The sequence below is a fragment of the Thermoanaerobaculia bacterium genome (assembly GCA_035717485.1).
Lineage (GTDB): Bacteria > Acidobacteriota > Thermoanaerobaculia > UBA5066 > DATFVB01 > DATFVB01.
In genome coordinates this window covers 16,016-41,403 of record DASTIQ010000150.1, presented here as the reverse complement: position 1 = coordinate 41,403, position 25,388 = coordinate 16,016, and the positions used below count along the sequence as shown (strand labels likewise).

The 25,388-nt window shown below is 65.3% G+C and carries 20 protein-coding genes; all 20 read left to right on the top strand.

All coding sequences use genetic code 11. The features are described from left to right. Positions 1-845: HAMP domain-containing sensor histidine kinase (locus VFS34_08105; protein ID HET9794411.1), on the top strand; the 845-nt coding region annotated here is incomplete at its 5' end. Between the two features lie 113 nt (positions 846-958). Beyond that, positions 959-1,624: a prepilin-type N-terminal cleavage/methylation domain-containing protein gene (locus VFS34_08100; protein ID HET9794410.1), complete on the top strand. Its 666-nt coding sequence runs from the start codon at positions 959-961 to the stop codon at positions 1,622-1,624. Position 1,625: 1 nt separating this feature from the next. After that, positions 1,626-2,177, top strand: a complete 552-nt coding sequence (locus VFS34_08095) for a type II secretion system protein (GenBank protein HET9794409.1) — start codon at positions 1,626-1,628, stop codon at positions 2,175-2,177. Between the two features lie 4 nt (positions 2,178-2,181). Then, on the top strand, positions 2,182-3,732 hold the full coding sequence (locus tag VFS34_08090) for a prepilin-type N-terminal cleavage/methylation domain-containing protein (protein ID HET9794408.1): 1,551 nt from the start codon (positions 2,182-2,184) through the stop codon (positions 3,730-3,732). 10 nt (positions 3,733-3,742) lie between these two features. After that, positions 3,743-4,273: a pilus assembly PilX N-terminal domain-containing protein gene (locus VFS34_08085; GenBank protein HET9794407.1), complete on the top strand. Its 531-nt coding sequence runs from the start codon at positions 3,743-3,745 to the stop codon at positions 4,271-4,273. Between the two features lie 16 nt (positions 4,274-4,289). Continuing rightward, positions 4,290-9,206 (top strand): PilC/PilY family type IV pilus protein, encoded by a 4,917-nt coding sequence (locus VFS34_08080; protein HET9794406.1) that lies wholly within the window; start codon positions 4,290-4,292, stop codon positions 9,204-9,206. 158 nt (positions 9,207-9,364) lie between these two features. After that, positions 9,365-10,291: a malate dehydrogenase gene (gene mdh / locus VFS34_08075; GenBank protein ID HET9794405.1), complete on the top strand. Its 927-nt coding sequence runs from the start codon at positions 9,365-9,367 to the stop codon at positions 10,289-10,291. Between the two features lie 13 nt (positions 10,292-10,304). Continuing rightward, complete coding sequence (locus VFS34_08070; protein ID HET9794404.1) at positions 10,305-10,922, top strand: succinate dehydrogenase; 618 nt, start codon at positions 10,305-10,307, stop codon at positions 10,920-10,922. Between the two features lie 56 nt (positions 10,923-10,978). After that, positions 10,979-12,814 carry a succinate dehydrogenase flavoprotein subunit gene (sdhA, locus tag VFS34_08065; GenBank protein ID HET9794403.1) on the top strand — a complete coding sequence of 612 codons (1,836 nt, stop codon included), beginning with the start codon at positions 10,979-10,981 and terminating at the stop codon, positions 12,812-12,814. Between the two features lie 2 nt (positions 12,815-12,816). Next, on the top strand, positions 12,817-13,575 hold the full coding sequence (gene sdhB, locus VFS34_08060; protein HET9794402.1) for a succinate dehydrogenase iron-sulfur subunit: 759 nt from the start codon (positions 12,817-12,819) through the stop codon (positions 13,573-13,575). Between the two features lie 91 nt (positions 13,576-13,666). Beyond that, the gene (sucC, locus tag VFS34_08055) at positions 13,667-14,827 is read left to right on the top strand and encodes an ADP-forming succinate--CoA ligase subunit beta (protein ID HET9794401.1); all 1,161 of its coding nucleotides are present in this window, start codon (positions 13,667-13,669) and stop codon (positions 14,825-14,827) included. 22 nt (positions 14,828-14,849) lie between these two features. After that, positions 14,850-15,743: a succinate--CoA ligase subunit alpha gene (sucD, locus tag VFS34_08050; GenBank protein ID HET9794400.1), complete on the top strand. Its 894-nt coding sequence runs from the start codon at positions 14,850-14,852 to the stop codon at positions 15,741-15,743. Positions 15,744-16,146: 403 nt separating this feature from the next. Further along, on the top strand, positions 16,147-16,563 hold the full coding sequence (ndk, locus tag VFS34_08045) for a nucleoside-diphosphate kinase (protein HET9794399.1): 417 nt from the start codon (positions 16,147-16,149) through the stop codon (positions 16,561-16,563). A gap of 13 nt (positions 16,564-16,576) precedes the next feature. Continuing rightward, positions 16,577-17,536: a VWA domain-containing protein gene (locus VFS34_08040; protein ID HET9794398.1), complete on the top strand. Its 960-nt coding sequence runs from the start codon at positions 16,577-16,579 to the stop codon at positions 17,534-17,536. 37 nt (positions 17,537-17,573) lie between these two features. Further along, complete coding sequence (locus VFS34_08035) at positions 17,574-18,194, top strand: OmpA family protein (protein ID HET9794397.1); 621 nt, start codon at positions 17,574-17,576, stop codon at positions 18,192-18,194. 184 nt (positions 18,195-18,378) lie between these two features. After that, the gene (locus VFS34_08030) at positions 18,379-18,999 is read left to right on the top strand and encodes an OmpA family protein (GenBank protein HET9794396.1); all 621 of its coding nucleotides are present in this window, start codon (positions 18,379-18,381) and stop codon (positions 18,997-18,999) included. Between the two features lie 305 nt (positions 19,000-19,304). Beyond that, positions 19,305-20,630 (top strand): trigger factor, encoded by a 1,326-nt coding sequence (gene tig / locus VFS34_08025; protein HET9794395.1) that lies wholly within the window; start codon positions 19,305-19,307, stop codon positions 20,628-20,630. A gap of 86 nt (positions 20,631-20,716) precedes the next feature. Further along, on the top strand, positions 20,717-21,313 hold the full coding sequence (locus VFS34_08020) for an ATP-dependent Clp protease proteolytic subunit (protein ID HET9794394.1): 597 nt from the start codon (positions 20,717-20,719) through the stop codon (positions 21,311-21,313). 340 nt (positions 21,314-21,653) lie between these two features. Further along, a complete protein-coding gene (gene clpX / locus VFS34_08015) occupies positions 21,654-22,898 on the top strand; it encodes an ATP-dependent Clp protease ATP-binding subunit ClpX (GenBank protein HET9794393.1) in 1,245 nt (414 codons plus the stop codon). A gap of 2 nt (positions 22,899-22,900) precedes the next feature. Continuing rightward, positions 22,901-25,288 (top strand): endopeptidase La, encoded by a 2,388-nt coding sequence (gene lon / locus VFS34_08010; protein ID HET9794392.1) that lies wholly within the window; start codon positions 22,901-22,903, stop codon positions 25,286-25,288. Positions 25,289-25,388: the final 100 nt, after the last annotated feature.

The following is a 25,388-nucleotide window of genomic DNA, read 5'->3' as shown; positions in this document are numbered from 1 at the left end:
CGGGACGGGGGCTGACGCGACCGTTGCGCGATCTGGACCTGCAGACGCGCACTTTCGCGCGAAACCAGGAGGAGCCGACCCCGGAAATCGTGCCCACGGACGACGAGATCGGCGTGCTCGTCCACTCGACCATCGTGATGCGCGACGAGATCCGCGCGGTCCAGGCGCAGCTTCGGGTGACGGAGCGCCGTGCCGCGACGGTCGAGCTCCTCGCGGGCGTCGCCCACGAGGTGCGCAACCCGCTCTTTGGGATCACGTCGGCCGCAGCTGCCCTCGAGCAACTCCTCGCCGGGGATGCGCGGGTGGCGGTGCACCTCGAGCTGATCTCACGCCAAAGCCGCCGCCTCGCACGGATCATGGAGGAGATGCTCGTCCTGCAGCGCGTTCCCCGCCGGATCGCCAGCGCACTTCCCCTCCGTCCGGTTCTCGAATCGGCCGCCGCCGCCGTTCGTGCGCGCCTGCCGCGGCGGGAACCGAGAATCGAGGTTTCACCTTCGACCGAGGTTTCCCTGGCGGATGCCGACCCGGACAGGATCGAGAGCGTGTTCTCGAATCTCTTCGAGAACGCCATCCTCTCCTCGGATGCCCCGGTCCGAATCTGCTGCCGGGCCCGGCGTGACGAAGGCGAGGGAGTGTTCGCCGTGATCGAGGTGGAAGACGACGGTCCGGGCATCAACCCGGAGATCCACGGGCGGGTGTTCGAGCCCTTTGTCAGCTCGCGGCCGGGAGGCACGGGGATCGGGCTTGCCCTGTGTCGGCAGATCGTCGCCGAACACGGAGGTACGATCCGCATGAGTTCCCGACCCGGTTCGACGGTGTTCTCGGTTCGTCTCCCCGCCGTGTAATTTCTGCGCACTCCGGGTGTGGAGAAACTGCGCAGTGCTTTTTCGGTTCTCCCTGACGGATGAGGCATTTGAAAACAATCACTTTGGTATGAATACTTTGATAAGCGGTTCGAATGGCCCGGCCGGCGGCATGCCGGATGCTCTTCCTCCCTTCGTCGATGTTCGTGAAAACGGAGCCTTCTCCTCGCCGCCGTCCGCGGGGCTTCAGCCTCGTCGAGCTCCTAGTCGTGATTGCGATCATGGGGTTGGTGCTGGCGATCGGAATCCCGTTTTTCGCGACCGTGATGCATCGCAGCCGTGTGGACGGTCTTGCGCGGGAGGTCGACATGACCGTGCTTGCGGCGCGGCTGCAATCGATCAAGCGCGGCTCGAGCGTGGGCGTCGTCATCTCGACGGACCCTTCCGCACCCTACGGCGAATACAACGCCGCGGTGACCTTCCTGGATGCGGATTCGAACGGAGTTCTCGATACCACCACGACGCCCGCAGATGTCATCCTGCACACCGACCCGCTCGATCCTCCCGGACACCGGGTGGAGCTCCGCATCGACAATCCGAATCAGTCTTCTCCTTCCACCTCGACCGCGACTGCCTATTTCGTCTTCACGTCGTTCGGGTCGGTGGGAAGCGGCGGCGACAAGGGCGTCTACGTCCTCGACACGCACGGTAACGTCCTGCAGATCGCGGTTGGAACCGCCGCGACCGGTAAGGTCCTGCTGACCAAACTCGTGACGGGCGGGACGCCGTTGTACCAGACGCCGCCCTGGAAGTGGTACTGAGATGAACTTCCTGCCGAAGCGCCGCAGCCGAGGATTCACGCTCGTCGAAGTCATCGTGGCGATGGGCCTCATGGCCCTCGCCATGCTCGCGATCGCGCCGCTTTTCGCGAACTCGATGAAGAGTAACGCCGTCGGGTGGGATTACTCGAGCCTGAACGCGCTCGCCAAAAGGCAGCTCGAGGAGATTCTCCAGTATTCGTTCACGGACGCTCGCCTCGCGGTTCCCGCCGGCGCGACTTTCAACGGCCACGCGGGGCAGGCGTACCGGCGGCCGCTCGTCGGTCCCTACGAGCTGGTGTATGTCGTCCGCGATTTTCCGAATACCGCCATTCCCGCTCCCGGAGCGGCCCCCGACGAGGCGAACGCGGTCGATGACAGCAATGCGGCGTGGACCCTCTCGCCCGGTGTCAAGATGATCACCGTTTACGTCGCTTCCGCGCGGAGCAGCCTGTCTGGCTCGACCTACGCCGAGGGCTCCAACACGATCGCCGGTCTCTTTCCCGCCGGTTATACGGGAAAGCAGATCCGCATGACCGCATACAAGGCGCAGTGACGCGATGAGAAAATCGGGACGCATCCACGGCTTCTCGCTGGTCGAACTCATCGTCTCGCTCGCGATCGTCGTGATCGTGATCCTCGCGATGTCCACGCTGTTCGACAAGAGCAACCGCATGGCGAAGGCCGAGAATTCCGTCACGGACGCTCAGCAGAGTGCGCGGTACGGTTCGTACCAGCTCGTCCGCGAGGCGCGGATGGCGGGAGCGGGGGGAATTGCCGCCAGTGTCGCCGACGGCGGGAATTTCCGGCAGCTCGCGGTCTCGCTGAATCTCGGCTCGTCGCATTGGGGAACGAGCGCCGACTTCGATTCGAACAACGTCAATTCCGTCAACGACACCGTCTGCATCGGCGGGACATGCGGAACCGCCGGCGCACACCACGTTCGCGCAGGCACCGATCTCCTGCACGTTCGGGGCGTTCTCCTGAACTCGGTTTACGACCTCGGTTCGGGGTCCTGGGCAGGTCCCGGGGGGAGCGGCTCGACGGGAACGCTCGTCATCCAGCCGTGCACGAAGTACCAGGACGCCGCGGCCGACCCCTCGAGCCTGTGCTACCCGTACGGCACCAACGATATGTCGCTCTTCCCGATCGGTGTTCCATCGGCCTCGCAGCCGACGAACGGTCGCCTGTTCGTGATGACCGACCTCCTCGGCAATTCCGGCGTCGGGAAGATCACCGATGTCTTGCCGTCGACCGTGACTGTCGGCGCAGGAACGGGGACGAAGGTGACCCTGACGATCGACGTGGGGAGTTCGGCGTCGCCGGACACGGCGTACTGGCAGACGATCAGCCCCGGCGGCGCATTTCCGACCGGTTTGAGCACGCCGTCCCGCGGCGGGGTGCTCGACGACCGGGTCTTCTTCGTCGACGACGGCACGACGGCGGGTCAGAGCTGCACGCCCGCCAACGCGACGATCTCGCCCGGCCCCTGCCATCCCCAGCTCGCCGTAGCGGACTGGGTGGACGGCGATGCGGCCGGGACGCCGTTCTCCACGGCGACGGTGACACCGGTTGCGGACGACGTCGAGGACCTTCAGGTGGCATACGGGATGGATTTCTACGACGCCGTCGCCGGAACGGGAACGTTTACGAGTCCGGCGCCGACCCGGAACGATCCCGTCACGGGCTTGCCTCTGGGGTATCCCTCGGACGGATCGATCTCGATCACCGACCAGACCGCGTTCAACAACGCCGTGACGGCGGCTCGGGGCTCCTCGATTCCTGCGGCCGGCTCGGACGCTTCCGAGTCCGCAACGGCCGACGCCGACGAATGGATCTGGAACGTCGGGGGCGAGCCCGGCGGCGCGACGTTCAACCGCGCATCCGACCTCTCGCGCCTGAAGGCGCTCGAAGTGACGATCCTCGCGAAGGGGCAGAATCCCGATCCGCAGTACGGAGGTCCGAATGCGCTCGACTTCCCGCTCTTCGACAGCGCGGCGCTCACGGTCTCGCGGATGACGAAGAACGCGGCCCTTTCCACGGTGGCGATGCCGTACCACCGGCGCGCGGTGACGGTGCGCCTCCAGCTCCGAAACTTTGCCCTTCAATAGGAAGAAGACGATGCGAAGGTTTTCCGCTGCTGTCAGACGTCGCCGCTCCGAGCGCGGTGCCGCGTTCATCCTTTCGGTACTCGTGATGTTCATCCTGACGATCCTGGGCCTCGCCCTCCTCTTTTCGACGACGACGGAATTCCAGATCGCGGGCGCCGAAGCGACCGTCAACAAGACGTTCTACGCCGCCGACTCCGGGATCCAGTATGCGTTCCTCCAGGGGAAACACGCCGTCTACAGCGGCACGGGAACGACCAACAGTTGCGGCGGGTCGAAGTCGCAGTTCTGGTGTTTCGATCTTCCGGATCTGATGCCCGGGAGCACGACGCACACGCTCTCCGTCCAGGTCTCGCCGTATCGTCTCAACGACTTCAAGCTCGACCCCGGGAGCCAGATCAATGTCGACTCGACGCCGCTCTACGACAAGGGATACAGCCTCTCGAGCGTCGCGACGGACTCTTTCCTCAAATCGCAGAAGCAGATCACCGTCGACTTCGTGATCGGGCCGGTTCCGCTCAGCGTCGAAGACGTCGGTCAGTAAGGAGAAAGGGCGCGCCATGGCCAGATCGAGATTTCGGGTCCTCTCCACGTTCGCCGCCGCGGCTCTCCTCGCCGCCGCGAGCTCCCGCGGCGACGACCGGCAGCTCCTGATCGAGAAGAAGCCGGCGCCACCGAACGTCATGCTGATCATCTCGAACACGACGACGATGGCGAACCTGCCGGGAACGACGACGCTCGATCCCCTCGGGGGAGTGGACGGCACGAACTCGAAGATGGGGCAGGGCAAGTACGCGATCACCAAAGTCGTCGAGAACATCGCCGCGGGATGCGCGGCCGGCACCGGCGGCTGCATCAACTGGGGGCTTTCGTCGTTCTCTTACACGCGCGCGGATCTCGCCGGCGGGACGAAGCACTTCGTCTTCGAGCCGAACGCGGACGTCGCCCTGACCTATTCCGGATTCACGTTCACGATTCCGGCGCACACGAAGTTCAACTTCGGCGGCGGCACGTTCCCTTCCTCCCAGAAGAAGACGTACAGCGGCAATTCGTATTCCGTGCTCGCCTGGAGCGGCACGAACCTCACGAATGGCACCGGGACGATCACCGATCCTTCCTTGACGACGCGGACCTATTTCTATCCGTCGGCTCCGCAGACGACGAGCGACACGGCCCACCTCCCTTTCGGCGGCTCGGACGGTACGAAGAAGATACTGATCACCGGGGTTCCCTCGAGTTCGAACTCGAGCGGGGATCCCGCCGCGGAGATGACGATCGCGATCACCGGCACGAATCCTTCCGGGATCATGCCGTATTCGATCCTTCAGAGCGGGCAGTCGTTCACGGTCACTTTCACGATCGGCAGGTGCACGGGTGGGGGCAATCCGACGGCGCCGTGCGATCCGGCGAGCCTGGGAAGCGCGCAGAGTTACAACGCGACATTCGTCGTCCCGCCGGAATACTGCTCGGAGACCACATCGACGTGCGCGTTTCCGCAGATCTTCGGCTACGGCGTCGACGTCGGGCGCGAGATCGGCTGGGTTTCGGTGCCGAAGGTCGACAATAACCAGACCGTGCTCGACTGGAACGGAAACAACAGCTCGGGCAACGCCTCGGGCTGGATGCAGCAGTCGAACGTCAATCCGCAGCCGATCGTCCTGATCCCGCACGACTACCAGCCGTGGCTCCCGTACATCAGCGGTCCAAAGGGGAAACCGTCGAGCGCATCCCAGACCTACATCCAGAGCCCGAACCCCTGCATCCTGCGCGCGCTTCGACCGACGGCCTCGGTCGTCCACATCGGCTCGCCCTCCGCGACGTACACGGAGTCGGACGACTATCCGGTGTGGGACATCACCAAGACGCCGGATCACAACTACAGCAAGCTACCGAACACTATTGCCTGCGATCTCGAGAGCGACGGCTACTACCAGACCGGCGTCCACATCATCGGAAATCCGGACAGCAGCACGAACACGTCGAACTTCGTCTACCAGAACAGCAGCAACAACCGGATGATCGCGCCGATCTTCCCGACGCAGAACGGCAACGTCGCGCCGCTCCAGGGTGTCATGACCAACGTGTTCCAGTACTTCAACGGCGCGAACAAGCCGAACGTGTCCGGCACCGGCTGCGCGACCAACAGCATGGTCGACAACTTCTGCGGCGCCAAACGCATCGACGATCCACGCAAAGACTGCCGGAACGCGGCCGTGATCCTGATCACCGATTCCTACCAGGCGCAATCCGCGGTGACGCAGGCGGACGTCTCGCCGCTCGCCGCGATCAACGTCCCCGTCTACGTGGTCGGGTTCGGGATCAATTCGGGCGATCTCGGGCCCACGAACGTCTGCACGATCCCGGACGGTAACGGGGGAACGACCGGCGGGAACCGGGGGCAGTGCATCGCGCTCTGGTCCGGTGCGACGATCGTGTCGTCGGACGGCGTCACGATCGAGCGGCAGGGCTACTACACGGCGAGCAGCGCGAGCGACCTCATCGCCGCGCTCACGTCGATCGCGAATCTGCTGAACGAGGAGACTCGCGATTTCGCGACGGCGACGATTCCGTCGGTGTCGGCCACGTCCGAAGGGCTCGCGTACCTCTCCGAGTTCAATCCCCAGAACGAGCACTCGATCTGGTCCGGCCACCTGCGGGCGTTTGCCCTCGACCCGACGAGCGGTCTCGTCCAGTCAACGGGCGGCGGATACCCGCTTCTGACCGCGTACCATTTCGGGAGTGGTGCGATCGCCCCCTCGGGGAGCCTCGTCTGGGACGCGGGCAACACGGGGCAGGACACGAGACCGACCACCAACGACATCGGCGTCATCGGCCGACTGGACAGGAACAAGTTCATCGACCCGACCCAGACGTTGACCCATGGCGCCCAGTGGAGCGACACCACGAACGACCAGGCCGTGACGACGCCGAAATTCGGCCGGAATCTCTTCTTCGGCCTCAGGGCCGGCGAGGGCGGGTGCAACTCAGCCACGTACGAGTGCCTTGTGCAGATCCCGTCCGGGACGACGGGCCCGTCGAAGACCTGCACTCTCCCGATGACCGGATGCCAATCGAATTACCCGCCGACCGCGGATTCGAGCCCGTCCTGGTGGTCGATCGTTCGCGACAACAGCAATCCGGCGACGCAGACGATCTACGCGAACATCCCGAACCCGCTCGTATACCCGAGCGGGACCTCGCCCGCGGGCACGGAAGCTTCCGCAGGTCTGCCGACCTCGGATGCGGCGAGGAACCAGGCGCTCCAGAACTCGTTCTCGTTCATTCGCGGGAACCGCGACGTCGTCGTGGAGGATCTCCACATCAGCTCGACGTTCGGCAACCCCCAGACGAAAAGCTGCACTCAGCTGAACGGGTTCTCGAGCTCGCCCTGCTACTACGACCAGATCCTCGGCGACGTCTTCCACTCGAACCCGGTCATCGTGTCGTTCCCGAGCAACACGCGGCTCTTCCTGTCGGTCGATCCGGGCGCTTCGAGTCCTGGCGTGTACGGCGACCGGAACGATTCGTACCAGACGTTTTTCGCGAACTACCGGCACCGCCGGAAGGTCCTCTTTGCCGGCGCGGATGACGGATTCCTTCACGCGTTCGACGTCGGCGTCTACAACGGCGACACGTCGACGTACACCCAGGGGACGATCACGGTCTGCCCGCTCTGCAACAAGTACGATCTCGGGTCCGGGCGCGAGATTTTCGGCTATGCGCCCCGCGCGTCGGTGCGGAAGTTCTTCTATCTCGCCCACGCCACGAGCCACGACTGGACGATCGACGGCGCTCCGTCCGTCGACGACATCTACATGGACGTCGCGAGAGTCGGCGGCAATCCGCAGGGAATCGTCTCGAGTGACGCGTGCGGAAACCCGTGCGCGAACATCTCGGGAACGACCCCCGCCTGGCGCACGGTCCTCATCGGGACGGAGCGCGAAGGCGGCGTCAACACCACGCCGAACGGCGGCGGGGGATCGGTCTTCGCTCTGGACATCACGGACCCCGATGAGGCGGCACACATGAAGAACACCTGGACGGGGGTCGCGACCGGGCAGACGCCGACTCGGGGCGTGCCGGAGTGCCTCGTGACCGGCACACCGAATCCTTTCGATCCGTCGAGCGGCTCTCCGAACACCGGCTGCAACGCGCCCTACCCGCGTATTCTGTGGGAATTCCGCGACGACCAGGCGACGAGCGCGAACCCGGGGACGCCGACGGAAGGCGGCGCCGAATCGTCAGTGTGGGATCTCGGGTACACCTGGTCGAAGCCCGTCATCGGGCGCATCAAGGTGAACGACGTGGCGAGCGGCAACCACCACGACATGTTCGTGGCGATCTTTGGCGCGGGCTTCCGGCACAACACCACCACGATCGCGGGGACGAACACGTCCGGCGACACGGCCAACTATCTGTACATGCTCGACATCGAGACCGGGAAGATCCTCTACAAGAGGAACATCGGCGTCTGGTCGTCGGGTGCCAGCTCGACCGACACGACCGGCAACCTCGAGGCGGGAGTCCCGGGGGAGGCGGCGGTCGTCGACGTCAACTTCGACGGGTACCTCGACCGCATCTACTTCGGCGACACGCAGGGACGGCTCTGGAAGATCGACATGACGTCGCCCGCCGACCTCTGTTCGGCGGCCGGCACGAACTGCACCTCCGCCGACTATCGGATCGCGTCCACGCAGTGGAGCCCGTCGCTCCTCTTCGACGAGTTCCAGGACGCCGTTCCGCCGACGGGAACCGGCGTCCGACAGCCGATCTTCACGCGTCCGGCCGTCTTCCTCCTCGGTACGACCGGTTCCGGCCAGCCCCGCCTTGGTATCGCCTTCGGGACGGGAGACCGGGACAACATGCCGGCCCTCCGCGACTCGAACCCGAACTATTTCTTCGTCGTTCTCGACGATCCGAGCGCGACCTATCCGGTGTTCAAGACGCCGAGCTCGGGAAGCACGGCGTCGACGCTGACACAGGCGTCCCTGACCTCGAACGCCTGCGACCCGACCGTCGTCCCGAACGGATGCTTCAACGGAACGGGCGTCGGATACTACCTGAGTCTCCCGGTCGATACGGTCTACGGCGGGGACCAGATCGCCGAGATCATGAACGCGAATCCACTCGTCTTCTCGGGCGCGATCTTCTTCAATACGTTCCTCAACAACACCCAGCAGATCACCAACGCGGACGGCAGCGTGACGCAGGTGGGCCAGGGCGTGTGCGGCGAAGTGGGCCAGGCGCATCTCTACGAAGTGAACTATCTGACCGGCGTGAGCCTCTACACGGACGCGAACGGAAACATCGTGCCGAGCGAGGCGCCGTCCGGCGGGCAGGTCGCATCCGATCCGATCGTGTACCAGGCCCCGAACGGCGAGACGATCGTCGTTTCGGCGACCGACGATCTCAAGGTGCCGAAGGTCGGCGGCGGGGGGCTCGCGAACGTGAACATCAAGAGCTGGAAAGAGAACTAGAACCGGGTTTCTTCGATATCGAAACGGCGGCGAGCGATCGCCGCCTTTTTTTGCGCCCGGCGCGTCCCGGGGAACCCGCGCGATTGATGCAAACGCACTGCTTGTGAAAAATTTCTCGCACGCGATAAGATCGAGCACCGGGAAAAAAGGAGCGGCGAATGCAGCACAAAGTGACCGTGATCGGCGGCGGAAACGTGGGTGCGACGGCCGCCCAGCGCCTCGTCGAGCGCGAAATCGCGGACGTCTGCCTGATCGACGTGATCGAGGGCCTTCCTCAGGGAAAGTCGCTCGACATGATGGAATCGGCGCCCGTCGAGAAATTCGACGCGAAGATCAACGGATCCAACGCTTACGAGATTTCCGCCGGGTCCGACGTGATCGTCGTGACCGCGGGGCTCGCCCGCAAGCCCGGGATGTCCCGCGACGACCTCCTCCACAAGAACACCGAGATCGTCGGCGCCGTCTGCCGGGAGGCCTTCCGCCACTCGCGGGACGCCATCTTCATCGTCGTTTCCAACCCCCTCGACGCCATGTGCGAGGTCGCGATGCGCGTCACCGGCCTCCCGCGCGAGCGGGTGATCGGAATGGCCGGAATCCTCGATTCGGCGCGAATGCGCTGGTTCATCGCGGAAGCGCTGAACGTCTCCGTCGAGAACACGCACGCGTTCGTCCTGGGCGGCCACGGCGACTCGATGGTCCCGCTGCCGCGCTACTCGACGGTCGCCGGCGTCCCGATCACCGAGCTCCTCCCGAAGGAGAAGATCGACGAGATCGTCACGAGGACGCGGAACGGCGGAATCGAGATCGTCAACCTGCTGAAGTCGGGCTCGGCGTACTACGCGCCGTCCTCGGCCGTGGTCGAAATGGTCGACGCCATCCTGAAGGACAAGAAGAAGATCCTCCCGTGCGCCGTGAGGCTCGCGGGCGAATACGGCATCCGAGACCTCTTCATCGGGGTGCCGGTGAAGCTCGGCCGGAAGGGCGTCGAGAAGGTGATGGAAATCGAGCTGTCGGCCGACGAGAAGGCGGGGCTCCAGAAGTCGGCCGCGGCGGTGAAAGAGCTGTGCGACCTGCTGAAAGTATGATCGGCGGCGAGCGATGCTGACGAAGGCCGAAGAACGGAATTTCTGGCTTCACCGCATCCATTCGCTCACGGGGATCGTCCCGATCGGCGGGTTCCTCGCGTTCCACCTCTACGAGAACTATTCGGCGCTCCGCGGCGCGGAACACTACAACGAAGTCTCGCTCGCTCTGCAGCGCCTTCCCTTCGCGCTCGCCCTCGAGATCGCGGTCATCATGGTGCCGATCTTCTTCCACGGGATCTATGGCCTGTTCATCACGTCGACCGCCGCTCCCAACTACCTGTCGTACCGCCGGAACTGGATGTACACCCTCCAGCGGTTCACGGGCGTCATCCTGTTCGCGTACATCCTCTTCCACCTCTGGACCACCCGCTTCGTCAACGTCGCGCATCACGAGGACGTGAATCTCTTCGCGACGATGCAGGGGGTCGTGCACAACCCCTGGCTCCTGGCGTTCACGATCCTCGGGATCCTGTCCGCCACCTTCCATCTCGCCAACGGCATCTGGTCCTTCTCGATCGTGTGGGGGATCACGCAGTCGCCGCGCTCGCAGCGGCTGATGGAATACGTCTCCGTCGTCGTGTTCGTCGTCCTCTCGCTGATCGGCGTGCGGGCGATCTTCGCCTTCGTGTGACGAGATAATGCACGAAAACCGTAGTTCGGCAACGACGAGCAAGGCAGGAATGACCCATGGCTGAGCGTCTCGCGATCGTCGGCGGCGGACTCGCCGGGCTGATGACCGCCATCAAGGCGGCCGAGGCCGGCGTTCCGGTCGATCTCTTCTCGATCGTGCCCGTCAAGCGCTCGCACTCCGTGTGCGCGCAGGGCGGCATCAACGGCGCGGTGAACACCAAGGGGGAGGGGGACTCGCCCCAGATCCACTTCGACGACACCGTCTACGGCGGCGACTTCCTCGCCGACCAGCCGCCGGTGAAATCGATGTGCTACGCGGCCCCGCAGGTCATCAACCTGCTCGACCGGATGGGGGTGATGTTCAACCGCACTCCGGAAGGCCTCCTCGATTTCCGCCGGTTCGGCGGCACGAAGCACCACCGCACGGCCTTCGCGGGCGCGACGACGGGGCAGCAGCTCCTGTACGCCCTGGACGAGCAGGTGCGGCGGCACGAGGTCGCCGGGCTGGTGCGAAAGTTCGAATACTGGGAGTTCCTCGGTCTCGTGCGGGACGCGGACGGCAACTGCCGCGGCCTCGTCGCGCTCGACTGGGAGTCGATGAAGATCGACGCCTTCCCGGCGGGCGCCGTGATGATGGCGACCGGCGGACCCGGCATCGTCTTCGGAAAGTCGACGAATTCCGTGATCAACACCGGCTCCGCCGCGGGCGCCTGCTACCGCGAGGGGGCGTGGTACGCCAACGGCGAGTTCATCCAGGTCCACCCGACGAGCATCCCCGGCGCCGACAAGCTGCGGCTGATGTCGGAGTCCGCGCGAGGCGAAGGGGGCCGGATGTGGGTGCCGCGGACGGTCGGCGACAAGCGGGAGCCGAAGGCGATCCCGGAGAGCGAGCGCTGGTACTTCCTCGAGGAGAAATATCCCGCCTACGGAAACCTCGTGCCGCGCGACATCGCGACGCGCGAGATCTTCAAGATCTGCCTCGAAGGGAAGGGCATCGACGGGAAGCGCGAGGTCTATCTCGATCTCACCCACATTCCCCGGGAGGAGCTCGACCGCAAGCTCGGGGGGATCCTCGAGATCTACGAGAAATTCGTCGGCGTCGATCCCCGCGAGGAACCGATGAAGGTCTTTCCCGGGATGCACTACTCGATGGGCGGCCTCTGGACCACGTACGAAAAGGACGAGAAGACGGGCGGCATCGTCGAAGGGTCCGCCCGGAACCAGGCGACGAACGTGCCGGGCCTGTACGCGGCGGGAGAAGTCGATTTCGCCTACCACGGCGCGAACCGGCTCGGCGCGAACTCCCTCCTTTCGTGCATCTGGTCGGGGCGAATCGGCGGTCCCGCGATGGTCCGGTACGCCCGCGAGACCGGCGCGAAGCTTCCTTCCGCCGAGTCGGCGCTCGCCTCCGCCCGGTCGGACTGGGAGGCGCGGTTCAAGAAGCTCGCCGCGATGAACGGTCCGGAGAACCCCCACGTCCTGACCGACGAGCTCGGCGAGTGGATGACCGACAACGTCACCGTCGTCCGCCAGAACGACCGGCTCCGGCAGACGATCGACAAGATCGAGGAGCTGGCCGACCGCTGGACGCGCTGCGGTCTCACCGACTCGTCGTCGTTCGCCAACCGCGAGCTGTCGTATCTGAACCAGTTCCAGAACATGATCGACCTCGCCCGCGTGATGACGAAGGGCGCGCTGCTCCGCGACGAATCCCGCGGCGCGCACTTCAAGGTCAAGGACCTGAACGCTCCGCTCGAGGGGGACAACGCGATGCCCCGCGACGACGCGAATTTCCTGAAGACGACGATCGCGGAATACACTCCCGAAGGGCCGAAGATCTCGTACCGTCCGGTGGACGTTTCGGAGATCCCGCCGCGGCAGAGGAAGTACTGACGATGGCCGGAAGCACAGGAAGAACCGTCCGACTCCGCGTCAAGCGCCAGGCGGCGCCGAACGCTTCTCCGTTCTGGGAGGATCTCGAGGTCCCGTATCTCCCGAAGATGAACGTCCTCGCGTGCCTGATGGAATACGCGAAGAAGCCGGTCACCGTGGACGGGAAGAAGTCCTCGCCGGTCTGCTACGACTCGGCGTGCCTCGAGGAGGTCTGCGGCTCCTGCGCGATGCGGATCAACGGCGTCTCCCGCATGGGGTGCACCGCGCTCGTCGATACGCTCGAGCAGCCGATCGTGATCGAGCCGCTCGCGAAGTTCCCGGTCGTCCGCGATCTCGCGGTCGACCGCTCCCGGATGTTCGGGGCGTTGAAGCGCATCAAGGGATGGATCCCGATCGACGGGACGTACGATCTCGGGCCCGGACCCCGGATGGCGGAGAACGAGCGCGAGTGGGCCTACACGCTCTCCAAGTGCATCACGTGCGGCAACTGCCTCGACGTCTGCCCGCAGGTCAACGAGCGGTCGGATTTCATCGGCGCGGCGGCGATCTCGCAGGTCGCGCTCTTCAACGCGCACCCGACCGGGAAGATGAACGCCGCCGAGCGCCTCGAGGCGATCATGGGCGAGGGCGGCGTCAACGACTGCGGCAACGCCCAGAACTGCGTGCGCGCCTGTCCGAAGTCGATCCCGCTCACGACCTCGATCGCCGCGATGTACCGCGCGACGACGGCGCAGGCGATCAAGAACATCTTCTCGAAGTGATTCGTGCGCTCTCGCACGCGTCATCCCGCGAAGTCACTGGGCGCGGGAGCGCGAAGGATCTCATTCGTTTGAGCTGATAGGATCAACGACGATGAAAGTCCACGAGTACCAGGCCAAATCCCTGCTCCAGAAATTCGGCGTCACGATCCCGCGCGGCGAGGTCACCGACAACGCGGACGAGGTTCGCGACATCGCCAAGCGGCTCGGCGGACGCTGCGTCGTGAAGGCCCAGATCCACGCCGGCGGCCGCGGCAAGGGGGGCGGCGTGAAGGTCGCGAAGGACGCCGACGACGCCTACGCGCTCGCGAAGAGGATCCTCGGAATGACGCTGGTCACCCATCAGACGGGACCCGAGGGGAGGGAAGTCCGGAAGGTCCTGGTCGAGGAAGCGCTCGACATCGAGCGCGAGCTCTACCTCGGCATCACGCTCGATCGCGGGATCTCCCGGCCGGTCATGATGGTGTCGCGCTCCGGCGGGATGGAGATCGAGGAGGTCGCCGCCAAGGACCCGAACGCGATCGTCAAGGAGCCGCTCGACCCGTCGTTCGGCATGTTCCCTTTCCAGGCGCGCAAGCTGGCGTTCGCCCTGGGGCTCTCCGGCGAAGCCTACAAGAAGGCGCTCCAGTTCCTTCCGGCGCTCTTCCGGGCGTACGTCGAGACGGACGCCTCTCTCGCCGAGATCAACCCGCTGGTCGTCACGAAGTCGGGGAACGTCCTGGCCCTGGACGCCAAGATGAACTTCGACGACAACGCGCTCTTCCGCCACCCCGAGATCAAGGAGATGCGGGACGTCACGGAGGAGGACCCGCTCGAGGTCGAGGCGTCGAAGTTCGGGCTCAACTACATCAAGCTCGACGGCAACGTCGGGTGCATGGTCAACGGCGCGGGCCTCGCGATGGGAACGATGGACATCATCAAGCTCTACGGCGGCGAGCCGGCGAACTTCCTCGACGTGGGGGGCGGCGCTTCGGAGGAGCAGGTCAAGAACGCGTTCCGGATCATCCTCTCGGACAAGAACGTCCGCGCGGTCCTCATCAACATCTTCGGCGGCATCATGCGCTGCGACATCATCGCCAACGGCGTCGTGGCCGCGGTGAAGGAGATGGGGCTCGAGATCCCCGTCGTCGTCCGCCTCGAGGGGACGAACGTCGACGAAGGGAAGAAGATCCTGCGGGAGTCGAATCTCAAGATCACCCCGGCCGAGGACCTCGCCGACGCCGCGGAAAAGGTGACGAAGGTGGTCGCGGCATGAGCCGCGCGGGCGGGAGGGCGTAATGGCGATCTGGGTCGGAAGAGACACGAAGCTTCTCGTCCAGGGACTGACCGGCCGGGAAGGCTCGTTCCATGCGCTCGCCTGCCGCGAATACGGCACGTCGGTCGTCGCCGGGGTCACGCCCGGAAAGGGGGGCACCGTCCACGAGGGCATCCCGGTGTTCGACACCGTGGAGCAGGCGGTGGCCGCGACGGGGGCCAACGCGTCGATGATCTTCGTCCCGCCGCCTTTCGCGGCCGATGCGATCGTCGAGGCGGCCGCGGCGGGCGTCGCGCTCGTCGTCGCCATCACCGAGGGCATCCCCGTCAACGACATGATCCGCGTGAAGGACTTCCTCGCCGAGGCGAAATCGGAAGGCGGAAAGCCGGTCCGCCTGATCGGCCCGAACTGCCCGGGCATCATCACGCCGGGACAGTGCAAGATCGGGATCATGCCGGGAAGGATCCATCGGCCGGGGCGCGTGGGCGTGATCTCGCGCTCGGGCACGCTGACCTACGAGGCCGTCTATCAGCTCACGCAGCTCGGGCTCGGGCAATCGACGTGCGTCGGAATCGGCGGCGACCCGGTCAACGGCACGAATTTCATCGACGTCCTCGCCGCGTTCCGCGAGGATCCGGAAACCGACGCGGTGATCCTGATCGGCGAGATCGGGGGGATGGCCGAGGAAGAAGCGGCCTGCTGGATCGCCGGGAATCTGCGGGACAAGCCGGTGGTCGCGTTCATCGCCGGACAGACGGCGCCTCCCGGGCGCCGGATGGGCCACGCGGGCGCCATCATCTCGGGCGGTCGGGGCACCGCGGCCGACAAGATGAAGGCGCTTGAAGGGGCGGGGATCACGGTCGTGAAGAGCCCGGCGGAGCTCGGCCGGACTCTGCAGGCCCGCCTCTCGCGCTGAGCCGGCGCGGCGATGCATCGGGCCGGGCGGGCGCGTGCCGCCGGCCGGCCGCTCGACGTACGGCTTTCGGTACGCCTTCACGGCCGGCCGACGACCCGCATCCTGCCGGGCTCGCGCCTCGCCGCGCTTTCATCGGATGGTCGACTGAGGGGGCGGGTCTCCTGGCTCTCGCGCTGAGCCGGCGCGGCGATGCATCGAGCCGGGCGGGCGCGTGCCGCTGGCCGGCCGCTCGACGTACGGCTTTCGGTACGTTCGCTGCCTGTTCGGGCTAACGCATTACGCCCGTGAGGGTTAAGGATCACCGATTGTTTGGGCTAAGATCGCACGCTTTGGCGCGGTCCAGTTCGGCCCGCGAAACGGGGAAGGGCGGATCCCGCCGCGATCCGGAGAGGAGAAACCGACGTTGACCCAGCGAACCCTGACGATCGTCAAGCCCGACGCGGTGAAGGCCGGGAAGGCGGGGGCGATCCTCGCCCATCTGGAAAAGGAAGGATTCCGGCTTCTCGCCGGGAAGAAGATCACGCTCTCGCCGGCGCAGGCGCGCGCGTTCTACGCCGTTCATCAGGCGCGGCCGTTCTTCGAAGGACTCGTCCGATTCATGACCGAGGGACCGGTGTGGGTCGTCGCCCTCGAGCGCGCGGACGCCGTGACGGGTCTGCGTGGCGTGATGGGAGCGACGGATTCGAAGAAGGCGGAAGCGGGCACGATCCGGAACCTGTACGGGACGGACATCGAGCGCAACGCCATCCACGGGTCCGATTCGCCGGAGAACGCCGCCCGGGAGATCGGGTTCTTCTTCGCCGAGAGCGAGCTGCTCTAAAAGGGCGCCTCCCATGCGGTTCCGGAAGGTTCCGGTTCTCCTCGCGCTCCTCGCCGCGTCCATGCCGGCGACCGGCGGCCCCGTCCAGGACGCGCCGGTCGGCCATTTCACGGCTTCGGCGGGAACCGAGTACGTGCAGCTCCCGGTGGTCGTCCGCGACCGCAAGGGGGGCTTCGTCGACACGCTGAAGGGGGAAGACTTCCACCTGTGGGTGGACGGCAAGCCCGTCGCGATCGAATCGTTCGAGAAGAGCGACCGCGCGCCCGTATCCTTCGCGATCCTCCTCGACGTGTCGGGCTCGATGAAGGTCGCCGACAAACTCGATCGTGCCCGGGAAATGATCCAGCGCCTCGTGGAGCTGCGGCAGCCGGACGACGACTTCGCGCTCTTCACCTTCTCGGAAGACGAGGTGCGGGTCGTCGCGAAGTTCGACAAGGATCCTTCGGCTCTGCTGCGCCAGCTGTTCTTCCTGAAGCCCGTCGGGAAGACCGCTCTCTACGACGCGGTCATCCAGACGAGCAACGAGCTCCTCTCCGGAACGAACATGAAGAAGGCGATCCTCCTCTTCACCGACGGCGTCGACAATGCGAGCCAGCTCACGACGAAGGACATCGAGCGGGTGATGGAGAACGAGAGCGTGCCCGTGTACGCCATCGGCATGAAAAATGCTTCGTACACCGTCCTGAACGAGGAAGAGCGCAAGGAACTGTCTTTGTCCGCCCTCGAGCTCCTGGCGCAGGCTTCCGGGGGGCGTATGTTCCTCGTTTCCGGAGACGAAGACCTCCGGCCGATCGCCAACGCGATCGAGAACGAGCTTCGCCGGCAGTACCTGCTCGGTTTCGAGCCGTCGGGAGAAGGAGAGGTAAGATACTGGCCGATCGTGGTCACGGTCAGGGGAGGCGGCACCCGGGTTGTCCGAGCGCGCCGCGGCTATCGAGGGACCGCCCCCCGTCCGCTGGCCCTGAAACGGTGATTTCCGCATTCCGCGGAAATGCAAGGAGGGAAAAGAGATGGTGAAACTTCGATCCTGGAGCGTGGGACTGGGGGCCGCCGCGGCGCTGGCGCTCCTCCCGGCCTGCGCGACGAAGAAATACGTGTCCGGAGAAGTCGAGAAGAGCAGCGCGGCCGCGGAAAAGCACATCGCGGACGTGGAGAGCCAGGTCGAGCAGACGCAGTCGAAGGTCGGACAGCACGAGCAACGCATCACGGAGCTCGACAAGGCCACCCAGGACGCTCTGAACCGGGCCAACGAGGCGGGCAAGCTCGCGCAGGGAAAGTTCAACTACTCGGTGGTTCTTTCGGACGACAACTCGCACTTTCCGCTGAACCGGCACGAGCTCTCCGCCGAGGCCAAGCAGCAGCTCGACGAGTTCGTCGACCACCTCAAGTCGGAGGACAAGAACGTCTATCTCGAGATCCAGGGACACACGGATGCTACGGGACCCCGCGAATACAACATGCGGCTCGGCGAGGAACGCGCCGAGGCCGTGCGGCTGTACCTCAACGAAAAGGGAGTGGCCCTCAACCGGATGGCGACGATTTCCTACGGCGAAACCCAGCCCGTGGATTCCAACAAGACACGGGAAGGGCGAGCGAAGAATCGCCGGGTCGTCATCATCGTCCTGAGCTAGCCGTACGACCTCGGGGCGGTCCCGATTTTCCGGCAAAGGGGGGCGGCGCGGCCCCCCTTTCCTTTTCGGTTGGCGGGGGCGATTTCTCCGGCCTTGCGCTATCATCCGGAGCACTGGATCTCCGGCGATCCCCGCGGCCCCTTCGGCCGGCGGCGGAACCGGACCGAATCGAAGGAGGATGATGATGCGGAGGGAGTTTCGTCTCGCGGGAATCGCCGTGGCGTTCGCCGGCCTGGCATTCCTGCCGGGCTGCGCGACGAAGAAGTACGTTTCCGGAGAGGTCGAAAAGAGCAGCGCGAAGTCGGAAAAGCACATCTCGGACGTGGAATCGCAGGTCGAACAGACGCAGTCGAAGGTCAACGAGCACGAGCAGCGCCTCAACACGCTCGACAAATCGACGAAGGACGCGATCGCCCGGGCGAACGAGGCGGGAAAGCTCGCTCAGGGGAAGTTCAACTACGCGGTGGTCCTTTCCGACGACACGGCCCATTTTCCGGTCAACGGCCACGAGCTCTCTCCGGAAGCCCGGCAACAGCTCGACGACTTCGTCGAGAAGCTCAAGACCGACGACAAGAACGTCTATCTCGAGATCCAGGGACATACCGACTCGACGGGCTCCCCGGAGCGCAACATGCAGCTCGGCCAGGAGCGCGCCGACGCCGTCCGGCTGTACCTCAACCAGAAGGGCGTCGCGCTGAACCGGATGAGCACGATCTCCTACGGCGAGACCCAGCCGATCGACTCGAACAAGACGAGAGAGGGACGGTCCAAGAATCGGAGAGTCGTCATCGTCGTTCTCTCGTAGGCAGAGCTCGATCGGTTCGAGCATGGACGTCGCCGAGTCGAAGACGGTCGTGTCCCGGTAACCGTCCGCGCCGGCAAGACGACAGTAAAGCTGTCGACCGTGGACGTCGCCGAGTTGAAGCGGTCGCTTTGCGCCGCTTAACTCGGCGCCGGGCGGCAAGCGAAAGGGTATGAGCGGGCAGGGTGCGCCGCCCTCGTCGCTTTGAGCTGATCGCGCCCGTCCAGCCGTCGCAAGTCACGAGCCCCTGTACCGACTCGGCACTCGCGACCCGGGACTGGCCGCCGGTGCGGTAAGATCGATCCGTCATGGAGATTCGCAACTACTCCGAAGTTTCCGACAGCCGGCGCGTGTTCGAGATCGAGATTCCGCCGGAAGAGGTCGACCGCGCCCGCCGCGGCATCACGCGAAACTACGCGCGGCGCGCCTCGATTCCCGGTTTCCGCAAGGGGAAGGTCCCCGAATCGGTCGTCGCCCGCAAGTTCGCCGACGAGATCCGGGAGGAGCTCCTCGAGAGCCTGATCCCCGACGCGCTCGGACACGCGATCGCGGAGAAGGGAATCCAGCCCATCGGGCGCCCGCGGATCGACGATCTGAAGTTCGAGGAGGGCCAGCCCCTGGCCTTTCGGGCGAACGTGGACGTCCGTCCCCCGATCGATCCGGGCGATTACTCGGGGCTCCGAGTCGTCGACGTCGAGGTCGAGCCGAAGGCCGAGGAGATCGACGGCGCTCTCTCGCGCATCCGGGAATCGCACGCCGAATTCCTTCCGGTCGAGGGACGCCCGGCGCAGGACGGCGACTACGCGATCGCGGACATCGCGGACCGGTTCGTCGAGGTGGAGAGCCCCGTTCTCTACACGGCGGAGGGAAGCGCGATCGCGGAAGAGAAAGCCGGAGAGTGGCACCGCGACGAGAAGGTGACGCTCGAGGTCGGGCACCCGGAATCGATGCCCGAGATCAACGAGGCGCTCCGCGGCGCTTCGCCGGGAGAGACCCGCTCGTTCCGGAAGACTTTCCCGCCCGATTTCCCCAACGCGCGATACGCCGGACGGACGCTCGACTACGAGGTGACCCTCGCGGCCGTGAAGCGGAAGAAACTCCCCGAGCTCGACGACGCGTTCGCGTCGCACGTGGGAGAAGGGCTCACGCTCGAATCGCTCCGCGCGAAGATCGCCGAGAACCTGGGTGCGGAAAAGCAGGCGGCCCGGCGGCGGAAGTTCCAGCGCGAGATCCTCGACCAGCTCGTCGCGCGCATCTCGATCGCGCCTCCGGAAGCGCTGGTGGAGGCGGAGACGGAGTCGGCGCTCGAGGAATACGCGAGCTACCTGTCGGGGAACGGAATGGATCCGAAAGAGGCCGACTGGGACAAGCTCGCCCGCGATGCCCGGCCGGGAGCCGAACGGCGCGTGAAGGAATACCTGGTGCTCGACGAGATCGCCCGCCGGGAAAACCTCACGGCTTCCGACACGGAGGTCGACGCCGAGATCCGGGCGAGCGCGGCGCGGCGCGGGCTCGAGTTCGACGCGCTCCGCGGCCGGCTCGAGAAGGAAGGGCGGCTCGGCTCGGTCCGCCAGGAGATCCGGCTCCAGAAGGCGATCGGCTGGCTCATCGACCACGCGAACGTGGAGAAATAGTTCCGGGTGCGGCGATGTTGACGGATTCCGTGCACCCGTTCCGATCCGAGGAAGAAGAAGGAGGAGGTGGCTCCGTGCTCGTACCCATGGTGATCGAACAGACCAGTCGCGGCGAACGCGCCTACGACATCTACTCACGGCTGCTGAGGGACAACGTGATCATCCTCGGGACGCCGATCGACGACAACATCGCGAGCCTCGTGATCGCGCAGATGCTCTTCCTGGAAGCGGAAAACCCGGAGAAGGACATCATGCTCTACATCAACTCGCCGGGAGGGTCCGTCACCGCCGGCCTCGCGATCTACGACACGATGCAGTACGTCAAGCCGGACGTGCAGACGATCTGCATGGGACAGGCGGCGTCGATGGCCTCGGTCCTGATGGCGGCCGGCGCTGCCGGGAAGCGCCACGCCCTTCCGAACGCCCGTTTCCTCCTGCACCAGCCCTGGACCTCCGGAATGCAGGGCCAGGCTTCCGACATCGAGATCCACGCCAAGGATCTGATCCGTCTGAAGCACAAGATCAGCGAGATCTACGTGAAGCACACGGGCCAGGTGCTCGAGAAGGTCGAGCGGGACACGGACCGCGACTTCATCCTCGAGGCGGACGAAGCGAAGAAGTACGGTCTGATCGACCACGTGTTCACCTCCCGCGACGACACGGCGCTCAAGGCGGCCGGGTAGTCGCGGGGGATTGGCGCGCGGCGATGCATCGAGCCGGGCGGGCGCGTCCGGCCCGCCGGCGGGCTCAACGTACGCGCCGGTACGCCTCGCCCGCCGGCCGAGCCGGCCGCATCCCGCCGGGCTCGCGCCTCTCCGCGCTTTCGGGATGACTGAAGATTGACCCGGCAAGGATCAGCGCCGCTTCGAGCGCGAGCCGAGGCTGGCGGCGGCCCTCGCGAGTTTTCGCGACGTCTACCGAGGAATTTCCCTTGTAGAGACGGGCGTTACGATAGTCGGAGGCCCCGGTTATGGTAGGATGAGGGCCTAGCAAGAGGGGCTGGGCGGTCCTGCCGGAGGTTAAATGTCCAAGAAAACAGGGAACGGCGACGTCCTGCGCTGCTCCTTCTGCAACAAGAGCCAGCGCGACGTCAAGAAGCTCATCGCGGGGCCGACGGTCTACATCTGCGACGAATGCGTCGACATCTGCCTCGACATCATCGCCGAAGACCGGGTCCTCGAGACGACGACTCCCGAGACGAAGCTTCCGAAGCCGAAGGAAATCAAGGAGTTCCTCGATTCCTACGTGATCGGCCAGGAGCAGGCGAAGAAGAAGCTCGCGGTGGCGGTGTACAACCACTACAAGCGGATCGATTACTTCGAGCGGAATCGGAAGCTCGACGTCGAGCTCCAGAAGTCCAACATCCTCCTCATCGGGCCGACCGGAACCGGGAAGACCCTCCTCGCCCAGACGCTGGCGAAGATGCTCTCCGTTCCCTTCACGATCGTCGACGCGACCACCCTGACCGAGGCGGGATACGTCGGCGAAGACGTCGAGAACATCATCCTGAAGCTCTACCAGGTCGCGGGCTCCGACAAGGAGAAGACGGAGCGCGGAATCGTCTACATCGACGAGGTGGACAAGATCGCCCGCAAGGGGGAGAACCCGTCGATCACCCGCGACGTGTCGGGAGAGGGTGTCCAGCAGGCGCTCCTCAAGATCCTCGAGGGTACGGTCGCCAACGTCCCGCCCCAGGGAGGACGCAAGCACCCGCACCAGGAGTTCATCCAGATCGACACGACGAACATCCTCTTCATCTGCGGAGGCGCGTTCGTCGGCCTCGAGGACGTGATCGCCCGCCGCCAGACCGAGAAGACGATGGGCTTCGGCGCGAAGATCCAGACGAAGAAGGAGAAGCGCACCGGCGCGCTCCTCGAGAAGATCCACCCGGAGGATCTGATCAAGTTCGGGATGATCCCCGAGTTCGTCGGACGGCTTCCCGTCGTCGCGACGCTCTCGGAGCTCGACAAGGACGCGTTGATCGAGATCCTGAAGGAGCCGAAGAACTCGCTCGTCAAGCAGTACCAGACGATGCTCGAGTTCGAGAACGTCAGCCTGAAATTCACCGACGACGCGCTCGATGCAATCGCCGAGGAGGCGCTCGCGCGGAACGTCGGAGCCCGCGGCCTCAAGATCATCATCGAAGAGCTGATGCTCGACGTGATGTACCAGGTCCCCTCCGACGAGGAGATCGAGGAGTGCGTCGTCACCCGGGAGACGGTGAAGAACCGCACCAAGCCGATCACGATCCTCCGCAAGGCGGGGTGAGGATGGCCGAACCCTTCGAAGTGCTCCCGCTGGTTCCCCTGCGGGAGCTCGTGGTCTTTCCGTACCAGATGGCTCCGTTCGTCGTCGGCCGCGACTCGTCCATCCGCGCGCTCGAACGGGCGCTCGCGACGCCCGAGAAGCGGATCTTCCTCTCGGCGCAAAAGAATCCGAAGATCGACGAGCCGCAGGCCGCGGACATCCACGCGATCGGCGTCGTCGCGCAGGTCCTGCAGTCGCAGAAGCTCCCGAACGGCCACATCAAGGTGATGGTCGAAGGGCTCCGGCGCGGCGCGATCCGTTCGTTCGTCTTCGAGCGCGAGGCCTACTTCGTCGAGGTCGGGGCGGTGCCCGTCAAGACCGCGGTCTCGGACGACCTGCGCGACTACATGGGGAAGGTGCTCACGACCTTCGAGCAGTATGCGCGGCTCTCCCACCACCTCGCGTTCGACGGCATCGCGGCCCAGCTGAAGATCGACGATCCGGACCGCTTCGCCGACACGCTGGCCGCCCATCTGAACGTCACGACGGCGGAGAAGCAGGAGCTCCTCGAGCTCGCCAAGCCCTCCGAGCGCCTGGCCCGCCTCTCCGACCTGCTGGAAGCCGAGATCGAGAAGATCAACCTCGAGCGCCGGATCAACAACAAGGTCAAGAAGCAGATGGAGAAGGCGCAGCGCGAGTATTACCTGAACGAGAAGATCAAGGCGATCCATCAGGAGCTCGGACGCGGCGACGACCGGACCGACGAAAACGGGGAGCTCAAGAAGAAGATCGAAGAAGCCGAGATGCCGAAGGAAGTCGCCGAGAAGGCGATGGCCGAGCTCAAGCGCCTCGAGGCGATGCCGGGCGTCTCGGCCGAGGCGACGGTCTCCCGCAACTACATCGACTGGCTGATCTCGGTGCCGTGGAAGAAGTACGCGAAGGAGTCGAAGGACATCGCCCACGCCGAGAAGGTCCTGAACGACGACCACTACGGCCTCGAGAAGATCAAGGAACGCATCCTCGAATTCCTCGCCGTCCGCCAGCTTTCGAAGAAGGCGCGCGGCTCGATCATCTGCTTCGTCGGGCCTCCGGGCGTGGGAAAGACGTCGCTCGCGCGGTCGATCGCGAAGTCGATGAACCGCCCGTTCGTGCGGTTGTCGCTCGGCGGCGTGCGCGACGAGGCGGAGATCCGCGGCCATCGGCGGACCTACATCGGGGCGTTCCCCGGACAGATCATCCAGATGATGAAGAAGGCGGGCGTCGTCAATCCCGTCTTTCTCCTCGACGAGGTCGACAAGATGTCGATGGATTTCCGCGGCGACCCGTCGTCGGCGCTCCTCGAGGTCCTCGACCCGGAGCAGAACCACGCCTTCGTGGACCACTATCTCGACGTCGAATACGACCTGTCGAAGGTCATGTTCATCGCGACCGCGAACGTCGCGCACCCGATCCCGGCGGCCCTGAAGGACCGGATGGAACTCCTGGCGCTCTCCGGGTACACGCACCAGGAGAAGATGGAGATCGCGAAGCGTTTCCTCGTGCCGAAGCAGCTCGAGGAGCACGGCCTCGAGCCGAATGCGGTCGCGCTTCCCGACGAGACGATCCTCGCGATCATCTCCGAGCACACGCGCGAAGCGGGAGTCCGGAACCTCGAGCGCGAGATCGCGAGCATCTGCCGGAAGGTCGCCCGAAAGGTCGTCGCCGGCCAGGTGGCGCCTCCCGTGACGGTGACGCCGGAAGACGTCAAGGAGTATCTCGGCAAGCCCAAGTTCCGCAGCCGCAAGAAGGGCGAAGTCTCCGAAGTCGGCATGGCGACGGGTCTCGCGTGGACGGAAGTCGGCGGGGAGATCCTGACGATCGAGACCAGCCTCCTCAAGGGCAAGGGCGCGCTCACGCTCACCGGCTCGCTCGGCGACGTGATGCAGGAATCCGCCCGCGCCGCCGTCTCGTACGTCCGCAGCCGCGCCGAGATATACGACGCCGACCCCGACTTCCACGAGAAGAAGGACATCCACATCCACGTTCCGGAGGGCGCGATCCCGAAGGACGGCCCCTCGGCGGGCATCGCTCTCGCGACGTCGCTCTTTTCCGCCGTCACCCGGATTCCGGTCCTCAAAGACGTCGCCATGACGGGGGAGATCACGCTGCGCGGGAAGGTCCTGCCGGTCGGCGGAATCAAGGACAAGGTCCTCGCGGCGTTTCGGGCGGGCATCCGGACGATCGTGCTGCCGGCCGAGAACGAGAAGGACCTCGAGGAGATCCCGAAGGAAGTCCGGGAGGCGATCGAAGTGCATCCCGTCGAGAACATGGACGAGGTGATCAAGGTCGCGCTCGACCACGCCGCCGCGCCGGCGCCGAAGCCGCCGGAGGTGGAGGGGACCGCGCTTCCGCCGCCCGGATTGCCCCACTAGCGGGTTCGGCGACACGGGTCGTCGAGCGGGTCCTCCGGCCTGCCGCCGCCCTCGACGTCGTTTGCTTTCGACTCGTCCGCGAAATTCGTCCCGAGGAGCC

Bases quoted from the DNA above. Each gene is read 5' to 3' on its own strand.
- sucD (HET9794400.1), top strand. From the start codon at position 14,850: ATGGCGATCTGGGTCGGAAGAGACACGAAGCTTCTCGTCCAGGGACTG.
- VFS34_08020 (HET9794394.1), top strand. From the start codon at position 20,717: ATGGTGATCGAACAGACCAGTCGCGGCGAACGCGCCTACGACATCTAC.
- clpX (HET9794393.1), top strand. From the start codon at position 21,654: ATGTCCAAGAAAACAGGGAACGGCGACGTCCTGCGCTGCTCCTTCTGC.
- VFS34_08070 (HET9794404.1), top strand. From the start codon at position 10,305: ATGCTGACGAAGGCCGAAGAACGGAATTTCTGGCTTCACCGCATCCAT.
- VFS34_08035 (HET9794397.1), top strand. From the start codon at position 17,574: ATGGTGAAACTTCGATCCTGGAGCGTGGGACTGGGGGCCGCCGCGGCG.
- sdhA (HET9794403.1), top strand. From the start codon at position 10,979: ATGGCTGAGCGTCTCGCGATCGTCGGCGGCGGACTCGCCGGGCTGATG.
- VFS34_08100 (HET9794410.1), top strand. From the start codon at position 959: ATGGCCCGGCCGGCGGCATGCCGGATGCTCTTCCTCCCTTCGTCGATG.
- tig (HET9794395.1), top strand. From the start codon at position 19,305: ATGGAGATTCGCAACTACTCCGAAGTTTCCGACAGCCGGCGCGTGTTC.
- VFS34_08040 (HET9794398.1), top strand. From the start codon at position 16,577: ATGCGGTTCCGGAAGGTTCCGGTTCTCCTCGCGCTCCTCGCCGCGTCC.
- sdhB (HET9794402.1), top strand. From the start codon at position 12,817: ATGGCCGGAAGCACAGGAAGAACCGTCCGACTCCGCGTCAAGCGCCAG.
- mdh (HET9794405.1), top strand. From the start codon at position 9,365: ATGCAGCACAAAGTGACCGTGATCGGCGGCGGAAACGTGGGTGCGACG.
- VFS34_08080 (HET9794406.1), top strand. From the start codon at position 4,290: ATGGCCAGATCGAGATTTCGGGTCCTCTCCACGTTCGCCGCCGCGGCT.
- lon (HET9794392.1), top strand. From the start codon at position 22,901: ATGGCCGAACCCTTCGAAGTGCTCCCGCTGGTTCCCCTGCGGGAGCTC.
- sucC (HET9794401.1), top strand. From the start codon at position 13,667: ATGAAAGTCCACGAGTACCAGGCCAAATCCCTGCTCCAGAAATTCGGC.
- VFS34_08090 (HET9794408.1), top strand. From the start codon at position 2,182: ATGAGAAAATCGGGACGCATCCACGGCTTCTCGCTGGTCGAACTCATC.
- VFS34_08030 (HET9794396.1), top strand. From the start codon at position 18,379: ATGCGGAGGGAGTTTCGTCTCGCGGGAATCGCCGTGGCGTTCGCCGGC.
- VFS34_08095 (HET9794409.1), top strand. From the start codon at position 1,626: ATGAACTTCCTGCCGAAGCGCCGCAGCCGAGGATTCACGCTCGTCGAA.
- VFS34_08085 (HET9794407.1), top strand. From the start codon at position 3,743: ATGCGAAGGTTTTCCGCTGCTGTCAGACGTCGCCGCTCCGAGCGCGGT.